At 66.2% G+C, this 18,838-nt stretch carries 15 protein-coding genes; 12 read left to right on the top strand and 3 right to left on the bottom strand.

The window, feature by feature from the left end:
* Nucleotides 1-692 precede the first annotated feature (692 nt).
* The 4 genes from ACQP1N_RS01510 (at nt 693) to ACQP1N_RS01525 (ending at nt 11,146) form a co-directional block, all read left to right on the top strand.
* The gene (locus ACQP1N_RS01510) at nt 693-1,691 is read left to right on the top strand and encodes a serine/threonine-protein kinase (RefSeq protein WP_433228667.1); all 999 of its coding nucleotides are present in this window, start codon (nt 693-695) and stop codon (nt 1,689-1,691) included.
* A 13-nt stretch (nt 1,692-1,704) separates the two neighbouring features.
* Nucleotides 1,705-4,461, top strand: coding sequence for a DEAD/DEAH box helicase (locus tag ACQP1N_RS01515; RefSeq protein WP_433228668.1), 2,757 nt, complete (start codon nt 1,705-1,707; stop codon nt 4,459-4,461).
* Nucleotides 4,458-9,482 (top strand): Eco57I restriction-modification methylase domain-containing protein, encoded by a 5,025-nt coding sequence (locus ACQP1N_RS01520; protein ID WP_433228669.1) that lies wholly within the window; start codon nt 4,458-4,460, stop codon nt 9,480-9,482. The genes ACQP1N_RS01515 and ACQP1N_RS01520 overlap by 4 nt, the downstream gene beginning before the upstream one ends.
* 401 nt (nt 9,483-9,883) lie before the next feature.
* Complete coding sequence (locus tag ACQP1N_RS01525; RefSeq protein ID WP_433228670.1) at nt 9,884-11,146, top strand: GTPase family protein; 1,263 nt, start codon at nt 9,884-9,886, stop codon at nt 11,144-11,146.
* Between the two features lie 614 nt (nt 11,147-11,760).
* Here ACQP1N_RS01525 and ACQP1N_RS01530 read toward each other — a convergent pair.
* Nucleotides 11,761-12,150 carry an ATP-binding protein gene (locus ACQP1N_RS01530; protein ID WP_084262684.1) on the bottom strand — a complete coding sequence of 130 codons (390 nt, stop codon included), beginning with the start codon at nt 12,148-12,150 and terminating at the stop codon, nt 11,761-11,763.
* A 106-nt stretch (nt 12,151-12,256) separates the two neighbouring features.
* On the opposite strand from ACQP1N_RS01530, the gene ACQP1N_RS01535 reads away from it, so the two are divergent.
* From ACQP1N_RS01535 to ACQP1N_RS01550, 4 genes are all read left to right on the top strand, one after another.
* Nucleotides 12,257-13,069 (top strand): helix-turn-helix domain-containing protein, encoded by an 813-nt coding sequence (locus ACQP1N_RS01535; RefSeq protein WP_433228671.1) that lies wholly within the window; start codon nt 12,257-12,259, stop codon nt 13,067-13,069.
* Nucleotides 13,066-13,257 (top strand): DUF397 domain-containing protein, encoded by a 192-nt coding sequence (locus tag ACQP1N_RS01540; protein ID WP_067795204.1) that lies wholly within the window; start codon nt 13,066-13,068, stop codon nt 13,255-13,257. Before ACQP1N_RS01535 ends, ACQP1N_RS01540 begins: the two co-directional genes overlap by 4 nt.
* 91 nt (nt 13,258-13,348) lie before the next feature.
* Nucleotides 13,349-13,606: a DUF397 domain-containing protein gene (locus ACQP1N_RS01545; protein ID WP_433228673.1), complete on the top strand. Its 258-nt coding sequence runs from the start codon at nt 13,349-13,351 to the stop codon at nt 13,604-13,606.
* Nucleotides 13,603-13,797, top strand: a complete 195-nt coding sequence (locus ACQP1N_RS01550; protein WP_067795201.1) for a DUF397 domain-containing protein — start codon at nt 13,603-13,605, stop codon at nt 13,795-13,797. The genes ACQP1N_RS01545 and ACQP1N_RS01550 overlap by 4 nt, the downstream gene beginning before the upstream one ends.
* 168 nt (nt 13,798-13,965) lie before the next feature.
* On the opposite strand, the gene ACQP1N_RS01555 is transcribed toward ACQP1N_RS01550, so the two are convergent.
* Together ACQP1N_RS01555 and ACQP1N_RS01560 are read right to left on the bottom strand one after the other, a co-directional pair.
* Nucleotides 13,966-14,751, bottom strand: a complete 786-nt coding sequence (locus ACQP1N_RS01555; RefSeq protein ID WP_433228675.1) for a GNAT family N-acetyltransferase — start codon at nt 14,749-14,751, stop codon at nt 13,966-13,968.
* A 146-nt stretch (nt 14,752-14,897) separates the two neighbouring features.
* Nucleotides 14,898-15,062 carry a hypothetical protein gene (locus tag ACQP1N_RS01560; RefSeq protein WP_165488286.1) on the bottom strand — a complete coding sequence of 55 codons (165 nt, stop codon included), beginning with the start codon at nt 15,060-15,062 and terminating at the stop codon, nt 14,898-14,900.
* Here ACQP1N_RS01560 and ACQP1N_RS01565 point away from each other — a divergent pair.
* From ACQP1N_RS01565 to ACQP1N_RS01580, 4 genes are all read left to right on the top strand, one after another.
* A complete protein-coding gene (locus tag ACQP1N_RS01565; RefSeq protein WP_433228676.1) occupies nt 15,022-15,165 on the top strand; it encodes a DUF397 domain-containing protein in 144 nt (47 codons plus the stop codon). The genes ACQP1N_RS01560 and ACQP1N_RS01565 overlap by 41 nt on opposite strands.
* Before the next feature lie 533 nt (nt 15,166-15,698).
* Nucleotides 15,699-16,628 carry a hypothetical protein gene (locus ACQP1N_RS01570; protein WP_067798476.1) on the top strand — a complete coding sequence of 310 codons (930 nt, stop codon included), beginning with the start codon at nt 15,699-15,701 and terminating at the stop codon, nt 16,626-16,628.
* Entirely contained in the window at nt 16,618-17,190 is a 573-nt protein-coding gene (locus tag ACQP1N_RS01575) for an AAA family ATPase (RefSeq protein WP_165488289.1), read from the top strand. Before ACQP1N_RS01570 ends, ACQP1N_RS01575 begins: the two co-directional genes overlap by 11 nt.
* A gap of 39 nt (nt 17,191-17,229) precedes the next feature.
* A complete protein-coding gene (locus tag ACQP1N_RS01580) occupies nt 17,230-18,678 on the top strand; it encodes an ASCH domain-containing protein (protein ID WP_433228678.1) in 1,449 nt (482 codons plus the stop codon).
* Nucleotides 18,679-18,838 lie beyond the last annotated feature (160 nt).

The following is an 18,838-nucleotide window of genomic DNA, read 5'->3' on the forward strand; positions in this document are numbered from 1 at the left end:
CGCGAGCCAGGGCGACTTGCTGAGGTCGGCGTCGCTGAGTTCTATGACGCCGAACAGCGACGCTTGCAGGGCGAGCGCTGCGAATGCGCCCCAGGGCCACCGTGGCGAACGATGCGGCCGCTGTGAGGAGGCCTCCGAAGGTCGCATCCCCTGACGGTACAACCTGCCAGACGTCCCCGCGCGGCTTGATCAGGCGTATGCGCCCCGGTCAGCGTGTTCGCCGACCCTTCAGCTCAATAGGTCGTCCTGCTCTCGTTCCGGCTACGGGGCCGTTCGAGCCGGGGCTCAGGAGTCGAGGTAGGGGTCGGTGATCTCCCGGAGCCGGGCGAGGGCGGAGCGCCTCCTCGGGGCGTCGACGGTGAGGAACAGCGGGCCTGCCATGCCGTGCGGGGGTGTCGCTTTGTTCCGGCGAGAATCGCGGACGGTCTGTCAACGGGCGCGGCGGTTCGGCCGTCCAGCTGGTAGCGGCGGCGCCGGCCACGAGGTCTGTCGACGACCACTTTCGGCCTTGTGTATTGAGTCAACACGCAAACTCCTGTATAAATCGAAACACTCCGGACTTGGTGGGTGCGGGAGTTCCGGTTGATCTTGGTGGTGCCCGCCGATCACGTCGTCTCGAGAGCTACCCTGCTCAAACGAAATGGCGATGTCCACGGCGAGCAGTGACGACGGGGCGGGTGAGCGTGGAGGCGTTGGACCGGTCTGATCCCCAGCGGATCGGTGGCCGCATCACCCTGCACGGGCGCCTCGGCTTCGGCGGCATGGGACGCGTCTACTACGGCGTCACCGATGACCGTGAGCAGGTCGCGGTGAAGGTGATCCGCGCGGATCTCATTGACCGGGACGAGGTCCGGGAACGCTTCGCGCGGGAGACAGAGGCGCTGCGCACCGTCCAGGGCGCGCACATCGCCTCGCTCGTCGATGCCTCGGACGCGGACGACGAGCAGCCGTGGCTGGCGATGGAGTTCGTGCGCGGCCTCACGCTCAAAGAGTTCGTGAGCGAACGGGGTCCGCTGAGCGTCGAGCATGCGGCGGCCCTCGGCGTCCTGCTGGCGGATGCGCTGGGCGACGTCCACGCGGCGGGGCTGCTGCACCGTGACCTGAAGCCCGCCAACGTCATCCTCGGACAGGACGGGCCCATGGTGATCGACCTGGGCCTGGTCGCGTTCGCCGAGGGGCCTACGGATCTGACGACGTCCACGGCGACGCTCGGCACGCCGGCGTGCATGGCGCCGGAGCAGGCCGTCACGCCCAAGCAGATCACCGCCGCGGCGGACGTGCATTCGCTCGGCGCGACCCTGCTTTATGCGCTGACCGGCCACTACCCCTACAAGGCCGACACCGTTGTGGCGCTGATGGCGAAGATCATCTCTGCGGACGCGCCGCCCGACGTCACCGGGCTCCCGGACACGTTCGCCGTGCCGGTCGCCGCGATGCTGGCGCACGATCCGGGCGGCAGGCCGACGGTGGCCGAGGTCCGAGCGCGGCTCGAAGTGCTCTGCGGCCCGCTACCGGCGGCGATCCGGGCACTGACCCTGGCAACCTATGTGGAGCGCGAATCCGATCCCGAGGACGTCCCGCCGCCCCCGCGCCGCCGCGTCGACCTGTCGCAGGTCGCGCCGCCGGGCTCGGTGGTGGCACGCCTCGCCGACCGCCTCCGCACCGCCTACGCGGTGACCGCTCCGTTCTGAGAAGGGCCTGTTCGTGACCGACACCTCCTACCCGCCCGGTGCCCGTATCGAGGTTCGGGACGCGGAGTGGATCGTCCGCACCTGCGCGCCCGTGCCGGACGGCCACAAGATCACGGCGGTGGGCGCCTCGGAGTTCGTGCGGGACGAGGAGGCGGTCTTCTTCACCGACCTGGAGAAGGTGAGCCTGCTCCGGCCGGAGGAAACCGTCCTGGAGTTGGACGGCACGCCGCGGTTCGCGAAGAGCCGCCTCTTCCTCGAAGCGGTCCTGCGCCGCACCCCGCTGCCCCAGACGGAGCGCGGCCTGGCGCTGTCCGACCGGTTCCTGCTGGACCCGCTCGTCTACCAGCAGCGTCCCGCCGAGCTGGCGTTGCGGGGCGTCCGGCCCCGGCTGCTGATCGCGGACGTGGTGGGCCTCGGCAAGACGCTGGAGATCGGGCTGATCCTGGCGGAGCTGATCCGGCGCGGGCGCGGCGAGCGGATCCTGGTCGTCACCCCGCAGCAGGTGCTGGAGCAGTTCCAGCGGGAGCTGTGGACGAGGTTCGCGATCCCGCTGATCCGGCTGGACTCGGTCGGCATCGAGCGCATCCAGCAGGAGCTTCCGGCCGGACGCAACCCGTTCACGCACTACAAGCGGATCATCGTGTCGGTCGACACGCTCAAGAACGAGGGCAAGTACGGCCAGCACCTGGAGCACATGCACTGGGACGCGGTCGTCATCGACGAATCGCACAACCTGATCGGTGAGCGCAGCCTGCGCAACCGGCTGGCGAAGCTGCTGGCCCGCCGGACCGACGCGCTTCTCCTCGCCAGCGCCACCCCGCACAACGGCAAGGCCGAGTCCTTCGCCGAGCTGATCAGGATGCTCGACCCGGCCGCGATCGTGGACGCGGAGAGGTACGAGGCGAAGCAGATCGATCACCTCTACATCCGGCGCACGAAGATCAGCCCGGAGGTCCGGGACCAGATGGGCGCCAAGTGGCCGGACCGGGGGCCGTCCGTCCCGATCACCTGCCCGGCCACGCCGAAGGAGGAGAAGGTCTTCGAGGAGCTGACGCAGGTGTGGCTCGCGGGGGACGAGCGCACCGGCGGCCCGGTCGTCAACTCCCGCAACCGGCTGTTCCCGTACACGCTGCTCAAGGCGTTCCTGTCGTCGCATCGCGCGCTGCAGAGCACGGTCGCGAACCGGCTGCGCAACGCCAAGGAAGACCGCGAGATAAGGGCCCTCACCGCCCTGAAAGAGCTGGCCGGCCAGATCACCGACAAGGACTCGTCCAAGCTGGACGCGCTCGTCACCGAGCTGGAGAAGATCATCGTCCGGGACGGCAACCGCGCCGTGGTGTTCTCCGAGAGCGTCGAGACGGTGAACTGGCTGGCGGACGTCCTGCCGAAGCGGCTGAAGCTGCCCGCCAAGGCCGTCGACAAGATGCTCGGCAGCGGCATGACCGACCAGCAGCAGATGGAGATCATCGAGCGGTTCGGGCTGAGCGGCAGCGCCGTCCGGCTGCTGATCACGACCGATGTCACGTCCGAGGGCGTCAACCTGCACCGGCAGTGCCACCACCTGATCCACTACGACGTGCCGTGGAGCCTGATCCGGATCGAGCAGCGCAACGGACGCATCGACCGCTACGGGCAGCGTCACCAGCCCCAGTTCTCCGCTCTCCTCCTCACCTCCCGCGTCGACGGCGTCAAGGACGACCGGACGGTCTCGGCGAAGCTGCTGGAGAAGGAGGAGACCGCACACCGCGCCTTCGGCACCGCCGAGGCCATCACCGGCGAGTACCGGCCGGAGGCGGAGGAGCGGCGGCTCATCCAGGATCTGCTCGCCGGCAAGACCGTGGAGGAGTCCGTCCCGGACGTCCCCATCGACGACCTGCTCGGCGACCTGCTCGGCCCCGTGGAGGGGCAGGTCACCGAGGGCGCCCCGCCCCGCGCGGACGTCCCCCGGCTGTTCGCGGACACGCGCGAATTCGTCGGCGAGGCCATCGACACCCTGAACCTGCTGCCCGGCCTGGAGGACGACGGCGCGCTCCTCGCCTTCGCGCCGCCCAAGGACCTCGTGCACCGGCTGTCCGCGCTGCCCGCCGACTACCTGCGGACGCACGACGTCAAGAAGCGGATGAAGGTCACGTTCGACCGCGCCCTCGCGGCCCGGAAGCTCGCCGAGGCCCGCGACCAGAAGACCCTGTGGCCCGACATCGCCTACCTGTCCGACCTGCATCCCCTCGTGGACTGGGTGACGGACAAGGTGCTGGTGCAGCTCGGCCGGCAGACCGCGCCCGTCATCGTGGCGCGGGTGGACGAGCCGACGTACCTGGTGCAGGGCGTGTACTCGAACCACTTCGGCCAGCCGACCGTCGTGGAGTGGATGGCGGTCGCGTCCGGCCGGGTGCTGCCCGGGAAGATGCCCGACATCCTGGCGGCCGCCGGGGTCGGACCGGACATGACGAACACGGGCCGCCCCATCGACCTCGGCCCGCTCACCGCCCGCGTCCGGGACGCCGTCGCCACCGCGCGCCGCCACCTCGAAGAACGTCGCGCCCACTACGACGCCGAGATCGTCGCGCCGCTCAACGACTACCGCGACCACCTGGAGTCGTGGCGGCAGCTCACCCTCGACGTCACCCACGCGTCCCACCAGGAGCGGGTGAAGGCGCGCGTGGACGACACCGTCGAACGGCAGCAGCGCCTGCTCAAATCCTTGCAGACCACCGGGGAGCCGCTGCTGCGGGTCCTCGCCGTCCTCGTCCCCCAGGAGGCCACGCAGTGAGGCTCGACTCGCTGGTCAACCGCGGCGATTACTTCTCGGCGCACTACCTGGCCGAGGTGCTGCCGAAGGACGTCAAGCGGGGCCTCCACGCCCGCTGGACGGACGAGGAGAAGGACGGCCGCGTCACCCCGCGCCGCGGGCTCCGCGCGCTCGGCAAGCCGTACTTCGCCGACCGCAAGTACTTCGCCGACTTCGACGAGCGGCTCCGCACCGAGGAGTTCGTCCCCGACGACCTCCCGGAATGGCGGAAGAAGCTCGGCGAGCTGCACGGCATGATCCTGCGCGCCCTCGGCTATGAGGCGGAGCCGCGTGCGCTGACCGTCCGGCGGACCGGCGAGGAGCACACGGTCCAGGTCGCCTACGCCGACCAGCACCTCATCGCCATCGAATGCGGCTGGGCGACCGACGTGGACGCCGCGATGGACTCCGGCGTGCTCCACCCGCTCCAGCTCGCCCCCAACGAGCGGATCGAGGACGGGACCAAGCTCGCGTCCTGGCTGTTCGCCACCGACGAGCCGCCCCGCTACGTGCTGATCCTCGCCGGCGGCGTGGCGGTCCTGGCCGACCGCGCGAGCTGGGGCGAGGGCCGGTACCTCGCCGTCAGCCTGGACGTCGCCCTCGGCCGCAACGACAACGCCGAGCTGGAGGTCATCGCCGCGCTCTTCGGCGCCGACTCGCTGCTGCCCCCGGCCGAGGGCGGGGACGAGCCGCTCGCCGAACTGCTCACCAGCTCCCGCAACCACGCGGTCGGCGTCTCGAAGGAGCTGCGGGACGGGCTCAAGGAATCCGTCGAGCTGATCGCCAACGAGGTCCTCGACCGGATCCGCGAGCAGGACGTCGACCCCGAGGACGTCATGGAGTCGCGCGAGCTGGCCGGCCGGCTCGGCCGCGAGTCGCTGCGGTACCTGTACCGGATCCTGTTCCTGCTGTACGCGGAGGCACGGCCGGAACTCGGCATCCTCCCCACCAACGACCAGGACTACCTCAAGGGCTACAGCCTTGCCCGCCTCGGTGACCTGGTGGTGAACGACCTCACCGGCGAGCAGGCCCGCAACTCGTTCCACCTGTACGAGTCGCTCGACCTCTTGTTCCGGATGGTCAACAAGGGCTACCGCCCCCGCACCGCCCGCAGCGAGGACGGCCCGGACGACGAGGGCCTGCGCTTCGAGCCCCTCCGCTCCGACCTGTTCGAGCCGGACTCGGTGAAGCTCATCGGCTCCATCTCGGTGGACGACGACGAGGACGAGCGCGTCATCGACACGCGCCTCCGCAACGAGACCCTTCATCGGGTGCTGCGCCGCCTCATGCTCACCAAGGGGCGCCGCAAGGAGCGCGGCGGGTTCATCTCGTACGCGCAGCTCGGCATCAACCAGCTGGGCGCGGTGTACGAGGGGCTGATGTCGTACACCGGGTTCATCGCGAGCGAGGACCTGTACGAGGTCGCGAAGAACGGCGACCCGAAGGACGGCTCATGGATGATCCCCGCCTCCAAGGCTGACGACTACCCACAGGATGTCTTCGTCCGCCGCAACGAGGACGACGACCTTCACGGTGAGGAAGAGTTCCTCCGCTACGAGAAGGGCTCGTTCGTCTACCGCCTCGCCGGCCGCGACCGCGAGACGTCCGCGTCGTACTACACGCCCGAGTCGCTGACGCAGGTCACGGTTCAGCTCGCGCTCAAGCATCGACTCGACCAGGACGGGACGACCACGACGGCCCGCGAGATCCTCGGCTGGAAGATCTGCGAGCCCGCTCTTGGGTCTGGCGCGTTCCTCAACGAGGCGATCAACCAGGTCGCGGCTGAGTACCTCAAGCGCCGTCAGAAGGAACTCGGCAAGGACATCGACCCGGATAAGTACGAGGAGGAGTTGCAGCGGGCCAAGGCGTACATCGCGCTGCACAACTCGTACGGCGTCGACCTCAACGACACCGCGATCGAGTTGGCTGAAGTGTCGCTCTGGCTGAACGTCATGCACCCCGGCCTCCAGGCCCCGTGGTTCGGGCTTCACCTGCGGCGAGGCAACTCCCTCATCGGCGCAGGCCGCAAGGTGTACGAGGCCGCGCAGCTTACGAAGGGCACGTGGCTGAAGGAAGCTCCGGAGGAGATCCCGTTCCGCGACGGCGAGATCCCGTCCGGCAAGGTGCATCACTTCCTTCTGCCAGCCGAAGGCTGGGGAGCCGTGGCCGGCGCCAAGGAGGCCAAGAACCTGGCTCCCGAGCAGGCCAAGCAGCTCGCCGCCTGGCGCAGGAAGATGCGGGCCAAGGTCTCCGACAAGGGCCGCAAGACCACGCAGCTCAAGCGCCTCCAGGCTCTCTCCCGGCGTGCCGAGTACCTGTGGGGACTGGTTGTGCAGCGCCTTACGATCTCCGAACGAGAGGTCAGCCGCGCCATCGAGGTTTGGGGCGCCGACTGGATCGAGCAGCCGGAACAGGCCGTCCCTAAGGAGAAGGTCTACGACGACCTGACCGCGCCCGGCACCCCGTACTGGCGGCTGAAGACTGTCATGGACGCCTGGTGCGCCCTCTGGTTTTGGCCTCTTGATAAGGTCGATCTGCTGGACGGTACCGCTGGCCCCTATGGCACTACATCGGACGATTTGGAGCCCGTTCACATCATCTCGCCCGACGGAGACTGTCTCTCCTTCCAGCCCGAAGAAACTGGCCTTTCGCAGGTCTACGTGACTGACTCACTCTTCGGGACGCAGCCCGAGCAACTCGACCTCGCGGGTGCTGTCACCCAAGCGAAGGTCGCCACCGGCGGCGGCGCAAAGTGGAGGCAGACCAAGGGCCGCAAACCGAAGCTGGACGAAGTCCGCCGCGTAATTCCGCTGGCCGACCTGGATGACTGGCTTGACTTCGCCGAAGCCGCCCTCGGCCGCGCGGACGTTCCGGAAGACTCCCTGGCCCACCGCTTCAGCGGCCTCGCGGAGTTGGAGGAGTATGAGAACCAACTCCCGATTTGGACGGGGATGGACAGCGACCTCCGCCTCAACCAGCGCTTCCCTTGGTTGCCGACTGTCGAGGACATCGCGAGGGATCAGGGCTTCTTCCACTGGGAACTTATGTTCGCTCAGGTATTCAAGGACGGTGGCTTCGACCTTCAGGTAGGTAATCCTCCATGGGTCCGGCCTCGCTGGCGCGAGGACGCAGTGCTGGCGGAGTGGGAGCCATGGTTCAAGCTTGCAGAAAAGCCCGACACGGATGAGTGGAGGAAGAAAAAGACTGCCATTCTGGGACATAATCCTACGTGGGATTATTTCGCGGGCGAGCTTGCTGTCAATGCTGCAACAGTAGAGTTCCTTGGGTCGGAAGCCAGTTATGCGTTGTTGGTGGGCACTCAGCCGGACCTGTATCGAGGATTCATGGTCCGAGCTTGGAGGAATCTGAGCAATCTTGGTATAGCAAGCCTTATTCATCCAGATACTCACTTCGGCGGAAGCAAGGAAGGTCGTCTGCGGGCGGCCGCTTATCATCATCTTCGCATCCATGGTCACTTTATGAATTCGCGCTTCCTGTTTGATGGCGAAGATCGACTAGAGTTTGGTGTTCACATCTATGGGGTAAGGCGGAATGAAATAGAGTTCATTCATATGTGTTGGCTATTTGAGCCGACTGTTATGAGTGAGTCGCTAGAGCATGAGGGTGAGGGGGACCTTCCGGGCGTAAGGCAGGAGGGAAAGTGGGACCTCCGTCCTCACCGGGACCGCATGATCCGAGTGGACAGGCCGCTGCTGGAGCAATGGCGCAAGTTTGCTGGCGCGACGGAAGCGCCACTTGATCATACTGTCTTGCTGTATCCGGTCACTACCGCAGAAGCGGGCGCGATCCGGGCATTGGCTGGGTATTCGCAACGCCTAGACGACGCCAGGTCCAGAATTAGTCGCGGATATGACGAAGCGAACGCTAAGAAGGACGGTTATATACGCTGGCAGACCGGGCAGCCGACCTCGCTTAATGCTGTCATTCTGCAAGGGCCACACTTTTCGCAGGCTACTCCGTTCGCCAAGCGGCCGAATATTCCTTGTCGGAACAAGAATGACTATCTGGCGTGGGACTTGAATGAGCTTCCCGTGCAGGCTGTCCCCGTCACCAATTATGTACGGGCTTCCGACAAGGAAAGCTATCTTGTTGAGCAAGTTCGATGGACGAGTTCGGATGGTTGCAGTCGCCGCTATACAGAGTTCTATAGGCTTGCGTGGAGGCGAAGAATACCGCTTGCCAATGAGCGATCTCTCTTTGCAGCGCTAATCCCACCTGGCCCTGCCCATGTGAATGCGGTCCATACGCTGGCTCTGCCTGACAATCGTGGGACGGCGCTAGCTGCGGGCTTTTGGGCTGCGCTGCCGCTGGACTACTTGTTGCGTATCACGGGTCGAGCTGACCTCCAGATCGGCGATGCGCCCAATATGCCTGCCGGACACCCAGGTCATCCGCTGGCGCCGCAACTTCTGCTCCGCACTCTCCGGCTCAACTCCCTGACCGACGCCTATGCCGATCTCTGGGCTGAGCTGTACGACCCGGCCTGGAGCGACGAGACCTGGGCGGTCGACTGGCCGGGGCTGGCTCCGCTCAACAGCCCGTCCGCCCTCACGTCCGAGTGGAACTACGGCACGCCGCTCCGCACCGAGCGCGAACGGCGGGCGGCGCTGGTCGAACTGGATGCGATGGTCGCGCTCTGGCTCGGGATGACGGCCGAGCAACTCGTCGCGATCTACCGGTCTCGGTACCCCGTCCTGTCCGATTACGAGGCGCAGATCTGGTTCGACGCGAACGGGCGGAAGATCGCGGGCAACCACAACACCTTTGGCTACGGACAGACGAAGGAGCACTTCAAGCAGCTCCAAGACCACTTGGACCCCGAGATCAATGGCCCTGTACCGGACGGGTACGAGGCGCCCTTCTACAAGGCCGACCGAGAGGCCGAGTACCGCCAGGCCCACGCCGTGTTCGCCGAACGCCTCCGCGCGTCCGGCTGGGATGGGCCTATTCCGTCCGACGATGCCGGAGGCAGTGAGCCGTGAAGCCGACGCTGACCGCGGAGGAGTCGCGGGAGAACCTGACGCAGTGCCTGTCCGCGACGTCCGCGCTCAGTGGCCCGCCGGCCCAGGTGCGGCCCGCCCCGTTGTTCACCGAAGCTGCTGCCAACCAGGCACACGCGCAGCTCTGCATCGACCATGCAGATTCGTTTAGGCAGATGATCCAACGACGCCAATAAGTCGGTACCTAAATCCAGGCCGCCTGACAGAAATGCGGACGGAGAACCCAATGGGGTGATGCCGACGTGACATTCCGGAGGCTTGGTGCTCAAGTAGCGGAAATATTGCGGGATGAGCTTCTCGTGCGTAACCCGCTTGGACGCGGGCTCCGGGGTAAAGTCGGTTAGAAGTTTCCCACCAGGCCACAATCAGGACAAGGTTGAAAAATGGCGGATGAACAGGACGGCCAATCGCGCATGGACAAGGTTCTTAAGCAGCTGTCGAGCTTGCTCGACGAGTTGCCCGGGCCGGTTCGGAAAAAGGTGAAGAAGGAGGTTGAAGACCTGCATGGCCTGTTGCATGATCGGCGTCCTCCGCGGGTCATGCTCCTGGGCCGCCGTGGTGCGGGGAAATCCCAGCTGATCAATGCGATCGCCTCCGCGAAGCTGCGTCCGGTCGGTCATGTCACGGCGCAGACGGGGGAAGCCAAGTGGGAGACGCTGCAATTCGGCGGGCGCTCGGTCGAGGTCCTCGACACTCGGGGCGTGCAGGAGGGATCACGGCCTACGGAGGACGACCCCCACGCTACGGTCGAGGAGTCGGTGCGCACAGCAATCGCCGAGCACTGCCCAGATGTAATTCTCTTCTGCGTCCAAGCCCGGCAGGTCGATTCCGCCATAAGCGCCGACCTGGACTTCGCGGAAATGGCTCTGCGTGCGGCCTTGGACGAACAGAGCAATGTGCCGGAGGAAGCCCGGGTCAAGATAATCCCGGTACTCACCCAATGCGATCAGATGGAGCCCTCCGACGTCCGGCTGAGTGAGGGCGATCCGGAGAAGATGCGGCATGTGGATGAGGCGGTGCAGGTGTTCAACCGGCATCTGCGTGGGCGGGAGTTCCTCTGGCAGCACCTCGCCGCAGAGGCGATGGCCGTCTGCGCCTCTTTCTACCTCCTTCCGGACGGCCGCCCGAATCCCAATCGGGACTACCGATGGGGCATCGAGCGGCTTGCCGCACAGATCGCTGAGGCCATCCCTGACGAGGCGCTGCTGGAGTTCACGCGCCTCGCGCAGTTTCGCCAAGTCCAAGAAAAGATGGCGAAGCGTGTAGTCATACTTTTCGCGAGCGTTTGCGGTGCTGTTGGTGTTACGCCGATTCCAGTAGCGGACATGCCGGTGATCACGTCACTGCAAGTGATGATGATCGTTGTGATCGCTTACATATCTGGGAGGGAGATGTCGCTGGACACGGCACGCGACTTCCTGGCAGGACTCGGCATCAACGTAGGTGCAGGTTTCGCCCTCCGCGAGGCCGCCCGTGCCTTGGCCAAGTTTATCCCCGGAGCGGGTAACGTGATCTCCGGAGCCATCGCGAGCGGAGCCACAAAAGTCATCGGAAACGCGGCCATCGCTTACTATATTGGCCTTAATTCCATGAACGACGTCCAGAAGAAGTTCAGGCGCGGCCTACGCGAGATTGAAGGCACCTGACGACCCCGGTGATTTCGATCCGCCCGGGAGCGGCCCGCCTTGCCGATCACCGTCGCTACGAACCACGCATATGTGCGCGACACTGGAAGCACAGCAGGTAGCGCATGCTCGGCGGTGCCCCGCCTCTCTGCCCCAGGGATGAAGCAGAGAGGCGGGGTGGGCGGTGACGAGCGACGGCCCGAGTTCCCCAGCCGGGGCCGTGCGTCACCGCCGAGAATGAGGAACGATCCCTGAGCCCACCCCATGGGGTCGTCCCTCCTGTGACTTACCAGGAGTCGGGAACATGCGGCGCTTGAGCAGGTCTTCGACCTGTTCGGCAGCGGCTTTGGTGTCACCGCAGGGAGCCAGGTAGCTGCGCCGGCCGGGCTCCGCGACGTGATATCCCCAGGCACCGCCCGGAACGGCCAGCACGACCACCCCGAGCCCGACGTGATCGTCTGGGCCGCTGGCGTAGACCCACAGCAGCGGAACCGGGAACCCCTGCGCGCGATAGAGCCGGACGAGGCGCCACCCCCGAGGCTCCAGAGCCACGGCCAACAGGCTCAGGAACCTTTCCGCCGTAGCGCGGCCCCGGTACGTCCGCCACCGCAGGACGCGCTGCTCAACCTGGACGCTCAGAGGGCGCACTTGGCCCATACGATCTTTCCGCCTTCCGTGATTGGTCGGGTTCCCCAGTCGTGCACGAGTTGCGACACCAGCAGCAGGCCCCGGCCCGAGGTCGCCTCGCAGTCCTCCGGGCCGATCACCGGCAGTCCGTCCCCCTGGTCCCACACCTCCATCACCGCCAAGTCCGCACGGACGTCGCGGAAGATACGAAGGATGATCTGCCCCTCGCCGTGCCGCCAGGCGTTGGTCACCAGCTCGCACACCACCAGACGCGCCATGAAGTCGTCTGTGGAGCCCCACTCCCTGAATTGCACGGCGACGAACTCTCTCGCCAACGCCGGTGCGTTTTTGTCGGGATCGAGAAGAAGGGTCGGTATTTCTGGGGCAGGTGCGGACATATCGTTACGACCTTCGGAACGTCTCCGGTTACTTCGGGTGTAAGCGTGCTCGCTTTGAGCTACGCTCGCTACGTTCCGGAACTATCCGCAACAAACGGGAGAGGCCATGCGTGCACGGGAGTTACTCGACCCGTCAAGATCGATTTGGCACTTCATAGCGATTCACCTGCGCCGCTACCGCAAAGCACACGGGATGTCGGGGCAGGCTCTCGGTGACCTGCTTGAGTGTGACCGTTCGACTGTTTCCCGGTACGAATCCAACACGCTCAAGCTCAAGCGGGAGCACGCGGAGATCATCGACCGCGTGTGGAACACGGACGGCATGTTCACGGCCCTGATCGGGTTCGCCGAGCGTGCCGACGAGGGCAACTGGCTGCTGGAACTCGCCGAGTTGGAGGCTCGCTCATCAAGGCTCAGGATGTGGGAGTCATCAGTCATCCCGGGGCTGTTCCAGACACCGGACTACGCGCGTGCCGCACTGAGCGCCGGGACGACGAATGACCTCGAAGTGGACCTTGAGCGGCGACTTTCACGGCAGGCCGCCGTGTTCGACAAGCCGAAGCCGCCGAGGGTGACGGCCTTCCTCGGCTGGGCGGCAGTCTCGCAAATCGTGGGAGGCCCGGATGTCATGCGCGGCCAACTCGCCCGGTTGATCGAGTTGAGCGAGCTTCCCCATGTCAACGTCCGTGTAGTAGAGAACGAGGTGGGGGCTCACCCGGGACTCGACGGCCCTTTCATGATCCTCACGGTCGGGGACCGGGATCTCGCCTACACCGAAGCGGCGATGCGGGGCTGCTTCCTAATGGACCCTTTCGATGTCCAAGAGGTGACAGTATGGTACGACTCGATTAGCGACATAGCCGCCCCGGTCGGCCCTTCTCGGGCCCTCCTGGAGGCCGAATTGGAGAAGTACACATGATCCAGTGGCGCAAGTCGAGCCGCAGCGGCACGAGCGGCCAGTCCAACTGCGTGGAGGTTGCGAACCTCTCTGGAGACGTCGGCGTGCGTGACAGCAAGGACCCGAGCGGCCCCCGTATCACGCTTCCGGCCGAACGCTTCCGCGGGCTGGCCGCCGACATCAAGCGTGGAGCACACGACCTGCCCTGACGGCAGGACCGCGGAGGGTCACGTGCATCACTACGAAACCCCCCGGGCCTGCGACCTGCGGTGATCTTGCCTCTTTGCTGGAGAACTACCGATGACGAACTGGCGCAAGTCGAGCCGCAGCGGCGGCAGTGCGACCTCCGATTGTGTCGAACTGGCGCGCTTCCCCCGGGCGGTCGGCGTGCGAGACGGTAAGGACCCTGACGGCGCCAACTTCGCGCTCTCGGCCGCGTGCTTCCGCGGGCTGGTCGTCGACATCAAGCGCGGAGCGCACGACTTGATCGGGGCGCAAGCCTCGTCCGAAGGCGAATCCCGTGCCCTGGTCGAAAAGATCATGAAGGAGTTCGCATGAGGATCAACTGGCGCAAAAGCTCGTACAGCGGTAACTCCACTGACGAGATGTGCGTCGAGGTCGGCGAGCTCGTCAGCGGCGTTGGCATCAGGGACTCCAAGGACCCAGACGGTGGGCGGCTGACCGTGACTGGTGACCAGTTCGTCCGTCTGCTTCAGCGCATCAAGGCGGGATCACTCGACCGCCCGTAGCGAGTCGCACCGACTCCGAGGCGGGACTCCAACGGCTCGTCTCGGAGCACTCACCCCCGGCTGCTTCGTTGACTTGCGGCGTGTTGTTGTTACGGCAGGGCGGATAACAACAACACGCCGCAAGTCAACGTGTCCGGGGACGGGGGCGGCGGCGCGGCTGTTCGAGCGCTACGTCTGGCAGACGTATCCGTGCGTCTCCAGCCCCTCGGAGACGTAGAGTCCTTCGGCGGCGCTGCCCCGAGACGCTTGGAGCACCTTGACCTCGGCGCCACGGGCATGCCCCCAGGCCATCGACGCCCGCCAGAGGCTCCGGCCGTGGCCACGACCTCGGTACTCGGGGTGGACGGCGAAGTAGGCGGGCTGCTGGATCGTGCGGCCGTCCGGCCCCGCGACGGTCGTGAGTGGACCGACCGCTCCGACGATCCGATCGTCGGTGACCGTGACGAGGGTCGGGCCGTCTTCGCGCCCGGCCTTCATCCGCTGGTAGAGGAACTGGAAGCCCTCCGGCCCGATCTCGTCGGCGAACGCGCCGAAGGTGTCGGCGGCCGGGCAGTGCGTGAGGGGCTGGACGCTGCGCGCCGGTCGCTCGTCGTCGGCGGAGAAGCGTTTGACCATCACCCTGCCGCGTGCCCCGTCCGGACGGTCGGAGAACCAGATCACCCTGCTGCCGGCCCCGGCGCCGTGGGACTCCGCCAACCGCTCGCCCAAGCGCACCAGCGCGGGGAGGTCGGGCTCCTCGGCGCTGTAGTAGTAGACCTTCGCCAGGCCGCCGCCGCGCGTGCTCAGCGCGGGGACGATCGTCTCCGCGGCCGTGTGGACGATGTCGCCGACGAGGACCCGTTCGTCCTTGGTGGCCGTCCACCGGCGGTCCTTGTCGAAGGGGAGGAACCGGCCGGTGTGCGCAACGTCGAGAACGGCGTCGAACAGGTCGGCGCCGACGGTCTCAGGGGGCATCGGGCCGAGCGTCGGAACATACGGGACGCGTATCACGGGCTCAAGCCAGTCACAGCGGAATCCCATGTCCTGAAGGTTAGCGAGCGCCCCACATGGCGAGTCCCCGGATCGCCGCGGTCCGGGGCCTGATCAGGGGCGGCCAGGAGCTAGAACGGGTTGTCGTCCCCGGCCGCGCAGGAGCACTTGTTCCCCTCTGGCAGGTCGGCGCAGGCCACGTACATCACCCCGAGCGCCTCCGAGCCGGACGAGACGGCCGGGGGCGCTCGGGTGATGTGCGTCGAGGTCGGCGAGCTTGTCAGCGGCGTTGGCATCAGGGACTCCAAGGACCCGGATGGTGGGCGGTTGACCGTGACTGGTGAACAGTTCGTCCGTCTGCTTCAGCGCATCAAGGCGGGATCACTCAACCGCCCGTAGCGAGTTGCACTGGCCCCGAGGCGGGACTCCGACGGCTCGTCTTGGGGCCGGCCTCTCGTTGGGCGGGGTTCCATGCGTGGAAAGACGCGGGTTGCAGGGCGGCGTGGTGGGTGTGCGGGTCGCATGGACAGGCGGCGGCGGATGCTGCGGAGGACCAGGCGAGCCGGGCGGGTGAGCATGAGGAAGCCCCTCAGGACGGCAATATCGCGAGCACGGTGCCGAAGAGCCACGGGTCCTTGGAGCCGAGCGCCTGGAGGAGCGCTAGGGCGATGCCGGCGGGACGGTGAGCAAGGTGAACAGGACGACGGCGTTGTTGATGTTGCGGCTCTCGTCATCCCTGGGGAGCTGGGCGCGTGGTCGTAGAACGAACCTTGGCGTCCCCTGTCCGGGCGGGTACCGATCAGCCCATGCCTTCGCGTAGGACCAAGCAGTGCATCCCCTGCACTAACAAGATCGTCAGCACTGCGGGAAGGTTGGGCATTATCTGGGCTCCATAGTGGGCCTTTTCTGGGCATGGATGCGATACTGATGCCGTGAACGAGCTGGGGACCGCGACGGACGAGGCGTTGCGGAGCGAGATGCGAAGGCTGCTGCGCGCCGGGCTTCCCGTCAGAGTGCAGCAGTGCGGTCCCGCCCTGCTCGGCCTACGAGGCGTGAAGGTGCGGGCACTGGACGCTGATGATCGCTCCAGCCTGGCACACGCGCTGGACGGCCTCCTTCGGGAGCAGCTGAGCCGGTTCGGCAACGCGGAGCTCGCCAAGCCCGCTCGGTTGCTGTTCGGTATGGACGACTCGACGTCGGGCACCACACTCACCTCCCGGCGGGAGGTGGCCGCTGCGGCGGCCGGCTACGAGGTGCACCACTTCCGCAAGCGGATCGAGCCGAAGCTGTTGGACCTCGTCATCTGGCAGTTGCGCCGCGACACCGAAGAACTCGCCACCCGGCATGCCGCGCCACCCAGGCTGCACCCCGCTGCCAGGCGGCCGAATCTGCCCGCCGACGTCTTCGCCTGGGAGGCCGCCGAACATCAGCATGCCCTGGCGGCCCTTTGGGGTGCCGTCTACTTGCTACGTGCCGAATTGCTCAGGGTCGCTCAGTTGGTCAGCATGGACGCCGCTGGATCCGAACTGGCTGACGCCGCTGATGCCGCGCTGTGGCGTCAGGCCCTGGTATTGCACGCGACGCGGCGTTACCAAGCCGCCTACGGCTCGGCGCTGTTGCACGCCGCCACCGCGCTCGGTCCTGGCGAGATCGCCGCATCGGCAGGGTGGACTCCCACCCTCACTCCCGCCCAAGAACTCCTGCTCTCTGGGGTCGCCGATCCCGCAGAGGGCCGTGCCGACTTCACGACCCGGCTACTGGCGGCCGCCGAGGGCGCCGACCTCGCCGTCGCCTGGCGACGATCGCTGACAGGCCGCGATGTCGGCCCGGACAAGGAACGAGGACGCACTCATGAGTCTTGATCGGCTGTTGAACCCGAATACGGCACCTCGGCGGTATGTCGTCACAGGAGGACCGTCCGCCGGCAAAGAGGCGGTCATCACCGAACTCCATGAGCGCGGTATTCCCTGCAGTGAGCGTGAGGCCGCCCGGGAGATCTATCGGGAGCACCGCAACAGGCTCGGCCGCCACCTGCAGGTGGGAGACAGGCGCGCCTACTCCCGCGACGTTCTGGCGGCGTTCATCGAGGAGTACTGCGGCCACAAGGCCGGGTTGAGGTTCTACAACCGCGGCATCCCCGATGGGTACGGATGGGATGCGTTCTTCGGACTCGGCCCTTATCCGGAACTAGAGGAAGCGTCCCGGATCTACCGGTACGACGCAGTGTTCGTACTGGACCCGCTGGATGACTTCGACTCCGAGGACGACTTGGTGTGGGCCAAGGAACGAGAGATCCGCCGCGTCCATGAGCTGATCACGCAGGGTTACTATGACGCCGGATACCGGCCGATCTTCGTCCCCGCCGATGAGCCCGCACGCCGTGTCGATTTCATCCTCGCCCAGCTTCCCGTCCCCACCACCTGACGGAAAGGCCGCAAGGTGATGAACGGCCACAACGACCCCGTGGAGATCATCAGCCCGAACAATGTCCTGGCCAACGCGATGCTGCGCAGCGTCGACATGGTCCGGCCCCGCCTGCAGGCCACGAATCCCGACAGGGTCACATTCTGTGTCGGTACCCAGATCAACGGGGCGCCACATCTTGGCACCTCGTTGGTGCACACGGCGGCGTTCCTGCTCGCGAAGGCCACCAAGCGCACCTTCAACGTGGACACGATCGTCCGCTTCGGTGCTCTGGACAATGCGCCCTATGACATCCGCCTGGATCCCGAGACTCATCACGCCTACCAGCAGACTTACGCCCACGCTCTCGGCGAGGCCGCCGTCGGTGACCTGATCGGCAAGTACTACCGGGGCATGTTCGACTCTTTGGCGGACGCGACCGGCGTCGATTACGAGATCGAGACGTACAGCAGCCGGCAGGCGGTACCCGCGTTCCGGCATGAGTTCCTTGCCTCCCTTGGCCGCCTGGAGCAGATTCGCTGGCCGCTCGCCCCATCCCACGGCCACGTTCACCTGCGTCTTCCATGCCCGCAGTGCGGGTGGGCCGAGAAAAGAGGCGAACGCACACGGCTGCTGCGCACCGGCTCGGGCGGTGCGGATTTCGCCGCGGTATGCACCGACCACGGCGACTACGAGGTCGCCGTCACAGCCGACACCGGCGCCTACCTCGACCTTCCGACGCTCTACCGGAACCTCGTCAAAGAGCGGATGGCGGCACGGGACCACGTCAATCTTTCCGTGATGGTCAAAGGGGGCGACTGGGCCTACGGCTGCCAGCTCGTCGACGAGGCTTTCGCCCAGCTCCCCGGCCTGGCACCGCCGCCTCGGATCTTCACCCCCATGGTTCTGACCGATGCGGGGGCCAAACTGTCCAAGTCGCTCATCAGAGAAGGAAAAGTGCCGCCGCCGCCTGGGACGCGGGACTGGATGCTGGACATCACCGAATGGCCGGGCACGACCGACTCCTACGTCGACGCACTCGTCTGGCTCGTCGGCAAGATGCTCGCCGACCCCAAACACTTCTACCGCAGCTACACGACCCACGAACTGGACCGCGTCATGACCGCTCGTCCTCCGGCAGAACTGGGCGTACGAGCCCGCGAGATGAATCTCTACCGCCGTTACTTCGACCTGGTCGCGGCCGGCCGCAAGACCATCGAGATCCGCGTGCAGTACCCCAACCTGCGGAAACTGAAGGCGGGTGATCACATCCGCTTCATATGCGGCCGAGACGACGTCCTGACTCAGGTCAAAAGGGTCGCCCGTTACTCCTCATTCGAGGAGATGTTCGACGCGGAAGGGCCGTCCCACGTCAACCCCGACAGCCCACGTGACCAGCAACTCGCCAACATCCGCCGCATCTACGGCCCCGAAAAGGAAGCCCTCGGCGTGCTGGCCATAGAAATCTCGCTCGTCACCCCTGCGGAGCCGGACGTCCCCTACGTCTGATCCGAAGACAGCACCATCCTGGTGGGCGTGGGGGATATCTCTCCATCCGCTGCCCCTGTGCGCGGCTCGTCGGTGCCAACACCATCCGCCGTGACAACCCGCCGACGTCATCCTCGCCCGCTATACCCTCACATGCTCCTGACCGACCACATGCTCCTGA

This window comes from Actinomadura formosensis (assembly GCF_050948385.1).
In the GTDB taxonomy this organism is placed as follows: domain Bacteria; phylum Actinomycetota; class Actinomycetes; order Streptosporangiales; family Streptosporangiaceae; genus Spirillospora; species Spirillospora formosensis.

Bases quoted from the DNA above. Each gene is read 5' to 3' on its own strand.
- ACQP1N_RS01525 (WP_433228670.1), top strand. From the start codon at position 9,884: ATGGCGGATGAACAGGACGGCCAATCGCGCATGGACAAGGTTCTTAAG.
- ACQP1N_RS01530 (WP_084262684.1), bottom strand. From the start codon at position 12,150: ATGTCCGCACCTGCCCCAGAAATACCGACCCTTCTTCTCGATCCCGAC.
- ACQP1N_RS01535 (WP_433228671.1), top strand. From the start codon at position 12,257: ATGCGTGCACGGGAGTTACTCGACCCGTCAAGATCGATTTGGCACTTC.
- ACQP1N_RS01540 (WP_067795204.1), top strand. From the start codon at position 13,066: ATGATCCAGTGGCGCAAGTCGAGCCGCAGCGGCACGAGCGGCCAGTCC.
- ACQP1N_RS01545 (WP_433228673.1), top strand. From the start codon at position 13,349: ATGACGAACTGGCGCAAGTCGAGCCGCAGCGGCGGCAGTGCGACCTCC.
- ACQP1N_RS01550 (WP_067795201.1), top strand. From the start codon at position 13,603: ATGAGGATCAACTGGCGCAAAAGCTCGTACAGCGGTAACTCCACTGAC.
- ACQP1N_RS01555 (WP_433228675.1), bottom strand. From the start codon at position 14,751: ATGCCCCCTGAGACCGTCGGCGCCGACCTGTTCGACGCCGTTCTCGAC.
- ACQP1N_RS01565 (WP_433228676.1), top strand. From the start codon at position 15,022: ATGTGCGTCGAGGTCGGCGAGCTTGTCAGCGGCGTTGGCATCAGGGAC.
- ACQP1N_RS01560 (WP_165488286.1), bottom strand. From the start codon at position 15,062: ATGCCAACGCCGCTGACAAGCTCGCCGACCTCGACGCACATCACCCGA.
- ACQP1N_RS01575 (WP_165488289.1), top strand. From the start codon at position 16,618: ATGAGTCTTGATCGGCTGTTGAACCCGAATACGGCACCTCGGCGGTAT.